Raw genomic sequence first — 15,060 nt, forward strand, 5'->3', positions numbered from 1 at the left:
ATCTGAATACTATATCTAATTAAAATGAAGATAACAGACATTTCTATAAGAAGGCCTTCGCTGGTAATTGTGGTTTTTACCGCACTTACCCTTCTGGGGCTATTAAGTTACTTTTCGTTGGGTTATGAGTTATTACCGAAATTCTCAAACAACGTAGTATCTATTTCCACTATCTATCCTGGAGCATCACCTGCAGAGGTAGAAAACACAGTGACGAAAAAAATTGAGGATGCGGTATCCTCTATGGAGAACATTAAAAAAATCAATGCAGTATCGTTCGAAAGTTTATCAACAGTAACCATTACTTTAACGGATGCGGCCAACATTGATATCTCCCTGAATGATGCACAGCGTAAAGTAAATGCCATCCTTTCAGATTTACCAGAGGATGTTAAAACCCCTTCACTAAGTAAATTCTCTTTAGATGATTTACCAGTAATTACCATGACTGCATCGGCCAATATGGATGATGTATCTTTCTACGACTTAATTGATCAGCGTATTGCACCGGTAATTTCAAGGGTAACTGGTGTTGCACAAGTAAACTTAGTTGGTGGTTCGGAAAGAGAAATCAGGGTAATGCTTGATGCGGATAAATTGCAGGGATACAACCTTTCTGTGCCGCAGGTACAGCAAATGATTTTAACCTCTAACCTAGACTTCCCTACCGGAAGTGTTAAAACTGAAAATCAAGACGTTTTAATTCGTTTATCTGGTAAGTACAGAAGCATAGAAGAACTCCGGAACCTGGTATTGACCACCTCTAAAGATGGTGCGCAAGTTCGTTTAGGGGATGTGGCAGATGTGCAGGATTCGAAAAAAGAAACTGAAAAACTGGCCCGGATTAATCGCCAGGCATCAATTGCAATTCAAATTATTAAACAAAGTGATGCGAATGCGGTAGAAGTGAGTGAAGGTACACATGCCATCATTGCTAAACTTAAAACAGAATATGCAGCTAATAAGCTGGATATTAAAATTGTAAATGATAGTTCAATCTTTACCTTAGAATCTGCAGATGCCGTAATTCACGATTTAATTCTTGCCGTTATTTTGGTAGCCTTCGTAATGCTTTTCTTCCTCCACAGTTTACGAAATGCGTTAATTGTAATGGTATCTATTCCGGCATCATTAATCGCAACATTTATCGGGATCAGCTTATTTGGCTTTACCTTAAACTTAATGTCGTTACTGGGTCTGTCACTTGTGGTAGGTATCCTGGTGGATGATGCAATTGTGGTATTGGAAAATATTCAGCGACACATGGAGATGGGTAAAAACAAAGTTCGCGCAGCATCTGATGCTACAAGAGAAATTGGTTTTACCGTAGTTTCCATTACCATGGTAATTGTGGTGGTATTCTTCCCAATCGCGGTAAGTTCCGGCTTAGTTTCTAATATTCTTCGCCAATTCTGCGTAGTGGTAATTATTGCAACCTTACTATCCTTAGTGGCTTCATTTACCATTGTACCTTTACTTTTCTCTCGTTACGGTAAATTAGAGCACATTGAAGGTAAAAACATTTTTGGCCGTTTCATTTTATGGTTTGAGAAACAACTTAAAAAATTCACCATCTGGATTACCGGGGTATTAAACTGGTCGCTAAATCATAAAAGACGTACCATTGCTGCGGTTGTGGTATTATTTGTGGCTGCGATGTGGCTGGCAGGTGCTGGTTTCATCGGATCAGAGTTTTTCCCGAAATCGGATAAAGGCGAATTCTTAGTGCAGATCGAGTTACCAAAAGATGCACCATTAGAGCAAACCAATTTCTATACCCAAAGAGCGGAAGCATTTTTAAGTAAACAACCACAAATTACACAGCTGATTACCACTGTTGGTCAGGCCAGTGGGGATTTCGGAGGTACGCAGGCAACTGCATACAAATCGGAGATCAACGTAAAATTGGTTGACCGTAAAGAACGTGAAGGAATCTCATCTGATGTTTTTGCAACGAAAATGAGTCGCGCATTAGCGAAAGAACTGGTTGGAGCAAAAGTAAAAACGGTGCCGATTAGTATTTTAGGTATCGCAGAAAATGCGCCGATTAGCTTAGTAGTAATGGGATCGAACCTGGATAGCGCTTTAAAATATGCAGAAGGCGCACAAGCTTTACTAAAAACCATTTCTGGTGCTACAGAGATTAAGTTATCAGTAGAAAAAGGAACACCTGAGATTAATGTTCAGGTAGACCGTGATAAAATGTCTTCTGTTGGTTTAACCCTTTCAACTGTTGGTTCTACCATGCAGACTGCATTTGCGGGTAATACTGACGGAAAATATAGAAGAGGCGAGTACGAATACGACATTAACATTCAATATCAGGATTTCAACAGAAAAGATATTGATGATGTACGTAACCTCATCTTCATTAATGATCAGGGTGCACAGATTAAATTATCTCAGTTTGCAAACATCACCGAAGGTTCAGGCCCTAGTCAGTTAGAGCGTTTTAATAAATCTACTTCAGTATCTGTTCAGGCACAATCAATTGGTAGGCCAACCGGAACTATTGTGGCAGATTTTAAAGCCAAATTACTGGAAATGCAAGAGAACGGAAAATTAAAAGCGCCGGTTGGTGTAAGTTATACCTGGGGTGGAGATGAAGAAAACCAGGCAGAAGGTTTTGGTACTTTAGGTATTGCCTTACTAGCCTCTATCATTTTGGTTTATTTAATTATGGTTGCTTTGTATGATAGTTTTGTGTATCCTTTTGTAGTGATGTTCTCGCTTCCACTGGCTTTAATCGGAGCCTTCTTAGCATTGGCATTAACGAATAATTCCATTGGTATCTTTACCATTTTAGGTTTCATTATGTTGATGGGTCTGGTAGCCAAGAATGCGATTATCCTGGTCGATTTTACGAACCAGATGAAGGCAGAAGGAAAATCTACCATTGAAGCTTTAGTATTAGCCAACCATGCACGTTTGCGTCCAATCTTAATGACCACCATTGCCATGATTTTTGGTATGCTTCCTATTGCCCTGGCAAGCGGAGCGGGTGCCGAATGGAAAAATGGTTTAGCCTGGGTTATTGTAGGTGGATTAACCAGTTCGTTATTCTTAACCTTAATTGTAGTACCCGTAGTATACCTTATTTTTGATATTTTCTTAGATAAACTGGGTTTCAATAAAAAAGGAAAAACTATTGATGAATTAATGGTTGAACCTTATGACCATAAAGAAGTTTTAGAATACGATTTAGATACTAAACATTAAGATAAATTCATCCCGATTAACAATCAATAAGGCTGCCTTCCCAAAAGGCAGCCTTTTTTGTGGCCAATTATCTATGGGGATAAAAACTACCAAATTTCCAGCTTTCCGTCATATTGGATAGATAATCATCCGCTATCAAACAAAATAATATTCAACATTGTATATTAGTGATATGTTTAAAGTTGTATTATCCCTCATTTTAATCAGCGCTTCACTATTAGTTCAGGCACAACACCCACCAGTTTTCGCAGCAATGACCAGCGACTCATCCTTTATTAAGGTGGCGGATCTGGATATCACACTGGTAAAATACAGCTATAAGCCTAATGGCGTACGCTTCTTGGTGGTTCACGATAATGAAGATACTGGTGTAAAAGCCGGATTTGATTACATTCGCTGGAGCGGTGGTGAGTTAATTGATAGCCAATATGGCGGTGTAAGAGATTATACCTTTACCCACATGGATGATCCTTATCGGATTGATCCTAATGCTATTTATACCGAAACTGGCGTTAAAACCCGCTTAAAAAAAAATGCCTATAGTTCTGGTGAAGTAGAGAAATACATTTTAGATGCCGGAAAACAAATCGTTAATTTTTACGATCCGAAATCAACCGGATATTTTCTCACTTTACATAATAATGGAGATGGCGGCTTCGGAATTTCATCCTATTTACCCGGCTATGATTTATCAAGCACAGCAGATTCAGTTCACATTAATTTCGAAATGGATGGTGATGATTTACTACTCGTTACAGAGCCGCGTTTATTTACCAGCCTAAAAAAAGCAAACGTTAATGTGATTCTGCAATCCAAATTTGCTGAAAATGATGGTTCTTTATCGGTTTACGCAATGATTAATAATATTCCTTATATTAATGTTGAAGTGCAACACGGTCATCAGCAACAAAACCTTGAATTAATTGAAATCGCGATAGCTGCTCTTAAAGAGCACGGACTGATTAAGAAAGAGTGAAAAACTAATCGATAGCCCTGATCTTTCCAACCAGAAAACTCACCAGCAAACCAAAAAACCCGATTACGCCATAAGAATATTGTAAACTGGATAGCGCAGAAATATAGCCGATTAATGGAGGCCCCATTAAAAAGCCCAGGTAACTTACACTGGAAACCACCGCGATTGCAATTCCGGGTGAAACCTTTCCATTTTTACCCGCAACACTATACAGCGTTGGTACAATACTGGAAACCCCTACCCCAACAAGCATAAATCCGATTGTTGCAGGGATGATATAAGGAAAAAACACTGATAAAAACATGCCCGTCGACATAATTAAACCGCTAATTTGAATGGTCTTTTTGCGCCCTAAGCGGGTAATAATTCTATCTCCAACAAAACGGCCGGTTGCCATCATGACCATAAATGAGGCATAGCCCAGGATAACCAAAGAAGTTGGTGCCTTCACAATATCTTTGAAGTACACGCCACTCCAATCGAACATTGCCCCTTCTGTAGCCATACTACAAAAGCCAATAATTCCAAGTTGCATCAGCGCCCCTTCGGGCATGGTGAACAACTTTGGTTTACGTTCGGTAGAAGCGCCTTTGCCCGGCACCAGGTGTTTATAATTGAAGAATACGTTAATAAAAATCAAACCGCTTATAATCCAGAAATGGTAATAGGGAATAATGTGGAGATTGACCATCAGTAAACCCACCAGTGCTCCGGTAAATCCGGCAATGCTCCAGGCGCCATGGAAAGACGTCATAATTGGCCTGCCGAAAAGTTTTTCTGCTTCAGAACCTTGCGTATTCACCGCTATATTACACATATTACCCACCACACCAAACAGGAAGAGAAACGCAGCCAAATGCCAGGGTGCAGTAGCCAAGCCTAAATTGCCCAGTGCTAAAACATAAAGCGGTGCGGTAATGGTTAATATTTTCTTACTTCCATATTTGGTTACCAATCTTCCGGAAATGGGCATGGTGATCAATTGCCCCAGTGGTAATGCCAGCAAAATACTCCCTAATTCACCATCTGAGAGATTTAAAGTGTGCTTTATATCGGGAATGCGGCTGGCCCAGGAAGCAAAGGCAATACCCTGACCGAAGTAGAAAAGCGAGACAGCCAATCGGATTCTATTTGGAGAACTTTGTGCTAATACAGGTTTATTATCTGTTTGAAGTGAAATTTCCTGATCTGCTTTTATCTCTTCCAAATTATTTAATTTTATTATGAACGGGTAATAGTTGCAAAGTTCCTTAAATCAATTGAAAAATTAAAGAACTATTATCATTTGGAAATCAATTAAACGAAAAAACCCACCGTTGGTAGCCTTTTTATCGATACAGGAATGGGAGTAATATTCTATTTAGTTGAAAAAATAACCCTATCGGTTGGTGTCTCACTAACTTAAACAATACCCATAAATCAATAATCATAAAGAAATTATACAATAAAAACATAAGCTTATTGGGGAGACACCGACCAGTAGAATTATAATATTAAACTAAAAAAGCTGATAATTTCTTATCAGCTTTCTTAATATGCTATTGTCCCTTTGCTATTTATTTCAAAGTGTTAAAAGATGCTGAAATATTCAGCACAAAGAGCCTATTAAATATGAATTGCCCTGTTCTCCGTTGATGCTAAAGCAGCTTCTTTTAATGCCTCAGTATACGTTGGGTGAGCATGGCAAGTACGTGCTATATCTTCTGCAGATGCACGGAATTCCATAGCAATCACTGCTTCTGCGATAACATCAGCTACGCGTGGACCAATCATATGTACACCTAAAACTTCATCAGTTGCTGCATCAGCTAATACTTTAATAAAGCCATCAGTATCCATACTGGCTTTTGCACGGCCACTCGCTTTAAACGGGAATGAACCTGCTTTATATTTTGTTCCTTTTTCCTTAAGCTGCTCTTCTGTTAAACCAACAGAAGCAACTTCCGGCCAGGTGTAAACTACACCCGGAATCAGGTTATAATTAATGTGTGGTTTTTGTCCGGCGATTGTTTCCGCAACATAAGTTCCTTCATCTTCTGCCTTATGCGCCAACATTGCACCAGTAATTACATCACCAATGGCATAAACACCCTTAACCGAAGTTTCTAAATGCTCATTTACAGGAATCTTTTTACCTCTTTCTTCTATTGTGATTCCGATTTTATCTAAGCCTAAACCTTCGCTATAAGCCGTACGACCAACTGCAACGATACAATAATCAGCATCCAGAGAAATAGTTTCGCCTTTAGGTGTTTCAGCAGTAACCGTTACCGTTTCACCGTTATTGGTTGCACCCGTAACTTTATGCCCCATGTAAAACTCCATACCCAGGTTTTTCTTTAAAACCCGCTGAAGTTCTTTTCCTAAACCAGCATCCATTGTAGCAATGATTGATGGTAAAAATTCTACAACAGATACTTTTGTACCTAAGCGTGCATAAACAGAACCTAACTCTAAACCAATTACGCCGCCACCAATTACTACCATTGATTTTGGAACTTCTTTGATATTTAAAGCTTCAGTTGAAGTGATAATGCGTTTTTTGTCGATTGGCAAAAATGGCAAAGTTGTTGGTTTTGAACCCGTAGCAATAATTACATTTTTAGCAGATAAAGTTTCAGTAGAACCATCAGCTTTGGTAATTAAAACCGTGTTTTTATCTACAAATGAACCAACTCCTTCGTAAGAATCAATTTTATTTTTCTTGAATAAATAAGTGATACCAGCGGTATTCTGAGCAACAACGTCGTCTTTACGGGCGATCATTTGTTTCATATCAACCTGTAAGTCTTTCAAGTTGATTCCATGAGTAGAAAATGTGTGAGCAGCATTGTGAAAATGCTCTGATGAATCTAATAATGCTTTTGATGGGATACAACCCACGTTTAAACATGTACCTCCAAAAGTTTTATATTTTTCAATAACTGCAGTTTTTAGTCCTAACTGTGCACAACGGATTGCGCCTACATAACCGCCCGGCCCTGAACCGATAACAACGACATCGTATTGCATAATTTCTTTAAAATTTTGATTGTTCAAATGTAACGAAAAAAGGCTGAAAGGTGAAGCCTCAATAACTGAATGGTTAACTCAAGAAGTACAATTTTACAATGAAAATGTATAGTAAGGCTTTTATTCTAATTCCTTTTTAATTTAATCATGATTATTTGCAAACAAAAAAAAGAACAGGCCCTGATATTATCAGAAACCTGTTCTAGAATTGTATTATATAAAAAATATAGAGGCGATAATTTTTAAAATTATAAACTAAAAGATGCTATTGCACTTAATGCCGTTCCGGAGGATAGTCCCTCCCTTTTTAATTCGCCATCTACATAAATCTGAGCCTTTAACGTTGAATTTGCATTTGCACCTGTTGCATTGCCCGTAACACTAAGAACAACTGTACCTGCAGGAACGGTGATTTCCGGGCTAGACCAGGTTGTGCCGCTTAAGCTCGAATTTGAGGTGAGTTGTGAGTCATGACCATAAACTACTACACTCAATTCGCTTCCGGCAGATGCTTCTAATTTGTAAACCACCTTGTGCGAGGTTTTAGATGGTTCCTGATTTTCATCTTTTTTACAAGACATTAAGCCTGCAAATAATAGCACAGCAAAAAAAGATAATAATGTTGTTTTAATCCTGTTGTTTTTCATTGGTATAAAATTGTTTTTAGCTGAAGGAACTGGTGCGATTTTTTTCAAGATGAACAAAAACAGGCTCCAGCGTTCCCTCATGGGTTTCAGTAAAAGATTCACAAATTAACGGATGAACTTTTCAGGATACAATAACCAATAAAAGCGATTTTTTTCTACCTTAAATTAGGTAGAAAATCATTTTTGGAAGACAGGATGATGCATCACTTCTTTTGAAAGACGCGTAACACAAGTTTAAAAAAAATCCCTATAGCCTGATAATTAAGGATCTCAGTATGCAACTTTTAGAAATGACCGCATCAATCAGTTGCTGATCAGGCATAGGAATGAGACAATGTAACAGAATGGAAAAACAAGCCAGGGATAATTAAATAATCCCCTTTTCAAGAATAAAATCTTTTGCATTAGCAAAACTGAGAAATAACTCATCTGCTATTTTAAGTTTAAGATGCGCCCTTACGTTACTTTGGATGGCATAACAAGTAATTCCGGCAGCCATTGCAGATTTCACACCGTTGATTGTATCTTCAAAAACTAGGCATTCTTCTTTTGCAAAACCCAGCTTATCTACACAAACGTTGTAACTTTCCGGATCAGGCTTGCTTTTGCTTACATCTGTTCTTGTTACAAATAAAGTAAAATACTTTGCTAAACCATTTCTTTTAAATACGGCTTCAACATCTGCCCTGGGGCTGGCAGTTACCACCGCAAGGGTAAGCCCTTTTTCATAAAAAAAACGAACAAAATCTAAGGCATGCGGCATTAATTCAATGTCTTTATGCTCAAATCCGTAAAGTGTTAATTGCTCCCGTTGATTAATGAAAAGGCTTAAATCAGTATCAATTTTATATTTATCAATAATGGTTTTGGCATTTTTTGGTAAGGGGATTCCGGCATAGTTGGCTATCCAATCCTTGAACTCCAGTTGCACACCATAATCTTGCAGAAACTCATTCCAGCAGTCGAAATGAAATCTTTCAGAATCGATTAATGTACCATCCAAATCAAACAATAAAGCCTTTATTTTAGTCATTTTATTTTTATTAACAGTTTTCATCCAAGTGATACACCGATGATTAAATTTCCTCTCTATCTTCCGCTTTATGCAATAATACTCCCGATTTGGGATTATGGGATCACTTCGAACAGAAAAAATTGTTGAATCTGTGTTTTACCAAAGTTATTGTCAACACAAAAAACCAGGCTATTATGCCCATTTGATAATTTAGGCCCAAAGGTAATACCTTCAATATTATCTATATGCATATCCAGACTATCAAAATTAAAAAGCAATTTCTTTTTTAGTGGCTTTGGTGGGTTTTTGATAAATGATGGATTATTGATCACGTTTTCAGCATCATCTAAATCAACCAGATAAAGCTTTACAAACGAGTGATCATCCCGACCTTTCGCCCATGCCCTTTCCATGACTAAAAGTGTATGGTTATTAACGGCTAATATTTCGGAAACACCGTTTAAATTCCAATCACTTTCTGTAGCCGGTTTAACTGGTAGCGCATCAAGATTATAAGCATATTGTGCGGTATTTTTTTTCTGATCAACATTAAATTTCAAAATCCGGATGAGTGCTTTGTCAAACTGAAATGAGGAGGGCGCTCCATCCTGATAAAGCGGTTCTTCTAAACTAGCGTATAATGTTTTATATTGATTTGCATAAGTCAGCCCTTCAAAAAAAGCATTTTTCCGCACACCATATTCCTGCTTTGTAATAAGAAAACCTGTTGGAAGTGGAATAGTATCTAAGTATTTTCCTGCCAGAGAAATCAAAGTCAATGCAGGCTGAACAATAGTGGTATCTGTGGGCCGATACAAACGCTCGCCCTCATTGCTCCAAACCAATGTCTTTCGGGATGGGTCATAACGAACGGATTCGCCATCGGCTTTGGAATTTTTACCGTATTGATATTTCGGATACTGGCTTCCATCTGCCTGCGAAATAAAGATTACATCTTTAAAGTTAATTGAATCAATCTTGTTTTCTTTGATGGCTATTTTCGCGGTGTAAATTCTCGCCGGACTAAACTGCGAAGGATCATCACTAATCAGGTAATATTGATCATTTTCCACATCATAATCTATCCCTGATAAGCCACCAACAAATGTATTTTTAAAGGTAGTATTTAACGGCAGAATGTATTCGCTTAAATATTTAATCGACGATATTGTAGCTTTTTTCTGCTTTACAGCAACATTTTTAGTTGTTGCACAAGAAGAAAACAGCACAACGAGCAAGAAATAAAAAGAAATTATTTTGGAAGTTACGTTTTTCAAGCCAGCTATTTTACGCTATAAAAGTATGCAAATTACCAAGAGTATAGTAACACGATTTGAGATATTGATTAAAATCCTAAAGCAAAAAAAATGCTAACTGATCAGGACATGAAATATGCAAATCTTTCCTCGTCTTGATCAGTTAAATAAAAGCTAAAATAATTTACCAATTACGCGGTAAGAAATAGTGGTTCCATCTACTATTTCTTCATAGTAAACGTCATCAGGTGAAACGAAATACTTTTCATTTTTAATAGTTACTTCTCTACAACCTTCGGGTAATTCAGTTACAATTTCGCCAATATTTTGTGTAGCAACAGATCCGTCTGCAGTATTTAAAACACCATCTTTCCCGGCTACCAAATAAACAGTTTCACCATTTTTATTTTGCCCCTGCGTATAATAAACACCTTTATATTCATAATAATCTACTCCATTAATGGTCACCAGGTTTGCCTCCTCTGGAATATTCGGCACCTCTGCGCCAACTGGCGGCACAACTACCTCATACTGATTATTGTTTTGTTGATAAAACAGTCCTCCAGAGTAATAAAACTGATTGGCTCCATAGTAAAAAGGATAATACCCATAAGGCAAAACACCTATTCTAATCCCCAGAAATGGCCTGTAAAAATTATAATAACTATAATAAGGACGATAATATGGTCGGCCGAAGCCCGGACGATAGCCGAAACCAGATCTGTAATAACTTCCACCGCGATAGCCAACTCTATTGTAATTATACCCAAAACGCCCCGACCTGGCTACAGATCTACCTACACCTTGTGAATATCCACCACGGTTTGGGGTTTGAAAAACCCTGTTATTTGATGGCCCTCGCATAGGCGATGAACGATAAGCTGAACTACCTCTTGAAGAAACAGAACCCGATCTGCCACCGCTGCCAGAAAAGCCACCTCCTCTTCCAGGTCTTTGAGCAGAAACAATTTCTACATTTAAAGTGGCCATTATTGCTGTTGCAGCAAGAATTACCATTCCCTTAATTAATAACCTTTTCATTTTGTGTGTTTTATTTACGCATATGACGAGAAAAAAAGCTAAAAGATTGTCTCTTAACAAGATTTAACTAAATTTTGATAAAATAATGACGAAGGCACCTTAAATCACTAACAAACGTTTTACTATAAGTTTGACAGAATGATTGTTCTATCGCTTATCTTTAAACTTTATTCAAAAAAACCAAATCAAATGAATTTTTCCAGATTTTTCAGCCTGTTATTCTGCCTGTTTATCGCAAATCAGGTACTGGCCCAAGAGAATGATTCTGCTTATGTAAGGCAGAACTATACGAAAATAGAGCGACAGATTCCCATGCGGGATGGAGTTAAACTTTTTACTTCCATTTATATTCCGAAAAAACAAACCAGCAAATACCCCATTTTACTAAATCGAACGCCCTATACCGTAGCACCTTACGGAGAAGATAAATATAAATTAAGCTTAGGAAGCTTTCCTGCCATGATGCGTGAAGGCTTTATTTTCGTTTATCAGGATGTTCGTGGAAAATGGATGAGTGAAGGGACTTTCGAAGATATCCGACCACAAACAACAAAAAAGGGCAAAAAGGATACAGATGAAAGTACCGATACCTATGACACTATTGATTGGCTGGTTAAAAATATAAAAGGCAATAATGGAAATGTAGGCATGTCTGGTATTTCATATCCGGGCTTTTATTCTACAGCCTCCCTCCCCAATGCACATCCTGCGCTGAAGGCTGTTTCGCCACAGGCCCCGGTTACCGATTGGTTTATGGGTGATGATTTCCACCACCGCGGGGTATTGTTTTTAATGGATGCTTTCTCTTTTATGGGCAGCTTTGGTGTTCCGCGTCCAAAACCCATTACCCCAGATCTGGGGCCAAAAGGATTTAAATTTCCTATTGAAGATAACTACCGTTTTTACCTCGAAGCAGGCTCCGTAAAAAACCTGAAGGATAAATATTTTGCAGATAGCATTAAATTTTGGAATGACCTTGTAAACCATCCAAACTTAGATACCTTCTGGAAGGCCAGATTAATTACACCACACTTAAAAAACGTTAAACCAGCAGTAATGGTGGTTGGTGGCTTTTTCGATGCGGAAGATGCCTATGGAACGTTTGATACTTATAAAGCGATTGAAAAACAAAATCCTGGCGCTAACAATATTTTAGTTGCCGGCCCATGGTTCCACGGCGGTTGGGTACGCAGTGATGGTTCTTCATTTGGAGATATTCAATTTGAGAAAAAAACCAGCATAGATTACCAGCAGCAATATGAGTTGCCATTTTTCAAACACTATTTAAAAGGCGAAGGCGATTTTAATGCTGCTGAGGCCAATATTTTTGTAACAGGGTCAAACGAATGGAAAAAATTCCAGAGTTGGCCACCTAAGGATGTGGAGACTAAAAATCTCTATTTGCAACCTAACGGAAAACTTAGTTTTGAAAAGGTTGGGAGAACAGATAGCTGGGACGAATATGTGAGCGATCCAAATAATCCTGTTCCATACCAGGATGGAATTCAGGCAAGGCGGACAAGGGAATATATGATTGATGATCAACGTTTTGCTGCTCGCCGACCAGATGTGAAAGTATATCAAACTGATGTTTTGACAGAAGACATTACCCTAACCGGACCAATACTCGCTAATCTTGTGGTGTCCACTACAGGTACTGATGCAGATTATGTAGTTAAACTAATAGATGTTTATCCGGAGGATGCGCCAAACCCAACACCAAATCCTAAAAACCTGGTAATGGGTGGATATGAAATGCTAGTACGCGGTGAAATTATGCGTGGAAAATACCGCAACAGCTTCGAAAAACCCGAGCCGTTTACACCTGGAGCCATTACAAAAGTGAATTATCCGCTGCCTGATATAGCACATACTTTCAAGAAAGGCCATAAAATGATGATTCAAATCCAAAATTCATGGTTCCCACTCGCAGATCGTAATCCGCAAAAATTTATGGATATCTATCAGGCAGAACCCGCTGATTTTCAAAAAGCAACCCACAAGATTTATCATGATGTGAAGAATAGTTCATTTATTACCGTTTCAGTTTTGAAGTAAATAGAATAACATATTCATGAAGCTATAATATTAGGTGGCTTTAAACAACACAAATTTGATCATCTGATATAAGGTAAGATTGCCTGAAGCAATGACGAAATTTATACAACAATGAAAAAACTACTTATATTTTGTGCCTTTGCCCTATGCGTAATCCAGGCAAACGCACAAATGCTGGGGAAAAACCAGCCAAATTCCCGTGCCGATAGCCTGAGGGGCACCCTTACTCCTTTACGCACCTGCTACGACATTAACTATTATCATTTAGATGTTAAGATAGACCTGGAACAAAAATCCGTTTCCGGAAGCAACGAATTCGCCTTCACCGCTACGCAAGATTTTACCAAACTACAGTTCGATCTCTTTGATAACCTGAAAATCGAGAAGGTAGTTTATAAAGATAAAAACTTACCGTTTACAAAAGAATACAATGCTGTTTTCGTAACATTTCCCGAGACTATAAAAAAAGGTAGTAAGGATAAATTTACTGTTTATTATTCTGGAAATCCAGTAGTGGCTAAGAATGCACCATGGGATGGAGGATTTATATTCAAAAAAGATGCTGCCGGAAACCCTTTCGTTTCTGTAGCCTGCCAGGGGCTTGGCGCAAGTGTTTGGTGGCCAAACAAAGATCATCAAAGCGATGAGGTAGACAGTATGCTGATCAGCATCAGCGTACCGGAAACTTTGCAGGAAATTTCAAATGGAAGACTCCGAAACACTGTTTCTAAACCAGGTGGGTACAAACAGTACAACTGGTTTGTAAGTAACCCCATCAACAATTACGATGTTACCTTTTACATTGGAAAATATTCGCATTGGCAGGATAGTTATCCAGGAGAGAACGGAAATTTAAGTATCGATTATTGGGCCTTGCAAGTAGATAGCGCCAAAGCCCGCCCGCATTGGGATGCAGATGTGAAACCGATGCTAAAATGTTTTGAATACTGGTTTGGGCCTTATCCATGGTATAAGGATGGATATAAATTAGTTCAGGCCCCACATTTAGGCATGGAGCATCAAAGTGCCGTAGCTTATGGCAATAAGTTTATGAAAGGTTACCTGGGCAGGGATTTAAGTGGAACTGGTCATGGACTGAAATGGGATTTCATTACCATCCATGAAAGCGGGCATGAATGGTTTGGCAACAACATTACTTCGAAGGATATTGCAGACATGTGGATACACGAAGGATTTACCAATTATTCTGAAACCTTATTTACCGAATGTACTGATAGTAAGCAATCGGGAAGCGAATATGTAATCGGAATCCGCCAGGGAATAGATAATGATATCCCGATCATTGGTCCTTACGGCGTAAATAAAGAAGGCAGCGGCGATATGTACCCAAAAGGAGCGAACATGATTCATACGATCCGCCAGTTAATTAATAATGATGAAAAGTTCAGACAGATTCTTCGCGGACTAAATAAAACTTTTTACCACAAAACCGTAACGACGGCTGAAATTGAAAACTATATTTCCAAACAAAGCGGACTTAAACTGGATAAGGTCTTTGATCAATATCTTCGACATGCAAACATTCCGGTTTTGGCATATAAAATTAATGGCACCACTTTATCTTACCGCTGGATCACAGATGTACAAAACTTTGACATGCCAGTTCGGGTAACATTAAAAGCTAATGAGTATACCCTACTGAAACCAACAAATAGCTGGAAAACGGTTAAAATTGATGCCAGTATAAATGCAGATAATTTTGCAAATGACCCTCAGTTTTACATCAAATTGCAAAAGGAATAATCAGCTCAGCAAGCGCATTAAACCCATCGAAAGCATATCTCGATGGGTTTTTTATTTTCTAAACAAAATATG

The 15,060-nt window shown here is 38.3% G+C and carries 10 protein-coding genes; 4 read left to right on the forward strand and 6 right to left on the reverse strand.

What is annotated here, in order from left to right; all coding sequences use genetic code 11:
- The first annotated feature begins 24 nt into the window (after positions 1–24).
- Both SOM16_RS12910 and SOM16_RS12915 read left to right on the forward strand, forming a co-directional pair.
- On the forward strand, positions 25–3,219 hold the full coding sequence (locus SOM16_RS12910; protein WP_320464414.1) for an efflux RND transporter permease subunit: 3,195 nt from the start codon (positions 25–27) through the stop codon (positions 3,217–3,219).
- A 172-nt stretch (positions 3,220–3,391) separates the two neighbouring features.
- Positions 3,392–4,195, forward strand: coding sequence for a hypothetical protein (locus SOM16_RS12915; protein WP_320464415.1), 804 nt, complete (start codon positions 3,392–3,394; stop codon positions 4,193–4,195).
- 4 nt (positions 4,196–4,199) lie between these two features.
- On the opposite strand, the gene SOM16_RS12920 is transcribed toward SOM16_RS12915, so the two are convergent.
- The 6 genes from SOM16_RS12920 to SOM16_RS12945 all read right to left on the reverse strand — a co-directional run bounded on the left by SOM16_RS12920 (position 4,200) and on the right by SOM16_RS12945 (position 11,166).
- Entirely contained in the window at positions 4,200–5,402 is a 1,203-nt protein-coding gene (locus SOM16_RS12920; RefSeq protein WP_320464416.1) for an MFS transporter, read from the reverse strand.
- Positions 5,403–5,800: 398 nt separating this feature from the next.
- Positions 5,801–7,207, reverse strand: coding sequence for a dihydrolipoyl dehydrogenase (gene lpdA, locus SOM16_RS12925; RefSeq protein ID WP_320464417.1), 1,407 nt, complete (start codon positions 7,205–7,207; stop codon positions 5,801–5,803).
- A 248-nt stretch (positions 7,208–7,455) separates the two neighbouring features.
- A complete protein-coding gene (locus SOM16_RS12930) occupies positions 7,456–7,854 on the reverse strand; it encodes a hypothetical protein (protein ID WP_320464418.1) in 399 nt (132 codons plus the stop codon).
- Between the two features lie 367 nt (positions 7,855–8,221).
- Entirely contained in the window at positions 8,222–8,887 is a 666-nt protein-coding gene (locus tag SOM16_RS12935) for an HAD family phosphatase (RefSeq protein WP_320464419.1), read from the reverse strand.
- 95 nt (positions 8,888–8,982) lie between these two features.
- Complete coding sequence (locus tag SOM16_RS12940; protein ID WP_320464420.1) at positions 8,983–10,146, reverse strand: esterase-like activity of phytase family protein; 1,164 nt, start codon at positions 10,144–10,146, stop codon at positions 8,983–8,985.
- A gap of 153 nt (positions 10,147–10,299) precedes the next feature.
- Entirely contained in the window at positions 10,300–11,166 is an 867-nt protein-coding gene (locus SOM16_RS12945; RefSeq protein ID WP_320464421.1) for a DUF6515 family protein, read from the reverse strand.
- 189 nt (positions 11,167–11,355) lie between these two features.
- Between SOM16_RS12945 and SOM16_RS12950 the strand changes: the two genes are divergently transcribed.
- The gene (locus SOM16_RS12950; protein WP_320464422.1) at positions 11,356–13,224 is read left to right on the forward strand and encodes a CocE/NonD family hydrolase; all 1,869 of its coding nucleotides are present in this window, start codon (positions 11,356–11,358) and stop codon (positions 13,222–13,224) included.
- Positions 13,225–13,335: 111 nt separating this feature from the next.
- Positions 13,336–14,988 carry a M1 family metallopeptidase gene (locus SOM16_RS12955; RefSeq protein ID WP_320464423.1) on the forward strand — a complete coding sequence of 551 codons (1,653 nt, stop codon included), beginning with the start codon at positions 13,336–13,338 and terminating at the stop codon, positions 14,986–14,988.
- The last annotated feature ends 72 nt before the right edge of the window (positions 14,989–15,060 follow it).

This window comes from Pedobacter sp. CFBP9032 (genome assembly GCF_034045265.1).
Classification (GTDB): Bacteria; Bacteroidota; Bacteroidia; order Sphingobacteriales; family Sphingobacteriaceae; genus Pedobacter.

What these genes read in the sequence shown, in the direction of transcription:
- lpdA (WP_320464417.1), bottom strand. Translation starts at nt 7,207, where the DNA reads ATGCAATACGATGTCGTTGTTATCGGTTCAGGGCCGGGCGGTTATGTA.
- SOM16_RS12945 (WP_320464421.1), bottom strand. Translation starts at nt 11,166, where the DNA reads ATGAAAAGGTTATTAATTAAGGGAATGGTAATTCTTGCTGCAACAGCA.
- SOM16_RS12955 (WP_320464423.1), top strand. Translation starts at nt 13,336, where the DNA reads ATGAAAAAACTACTTATATTTTGTGCCTTTGCCCTATGCGTAATCCAG.
- SOM16_RS12915 (WP_320464415.1), top strand. Translation starts at nt 3,392, where the DNA reads ATGTTTAAAGTTGTATTATCCCTCATTTTAATCAGCGCTTCACTATTA.
- SOM16_RS12910 (WP_320464414.1), top strand. Translation starts at nt 25, where the DNA reads ATGAAGATAACAGACATTTCTATAAGAAGGCCTTCGCTGGTAATTGTG.
- SOM16_RS12930 (WP_320464418.1), bottom strand. Translation starts at nt 7,854, where the DNA reads ATGAAAAACAACAGGATTAAAACAACATTATTATCTTTTTTTGCTGTG.
- SOM16_RS12935 (WP_320464419.1), bottom strand. Translation starts at nt 8,887, where the DNA reads ATGACTAAAATAAAGGCTTTATTGTTTGATTTGGATGGTACATTAATC.
- SOM16_RS12950 (WP_320464422.1), top strand. Translation starts at nt 11,356, where the DNA reads ATGAATTTTTCCAGATTTTTCAGCCTGTTATTCTGCCTGTTTATCGCA.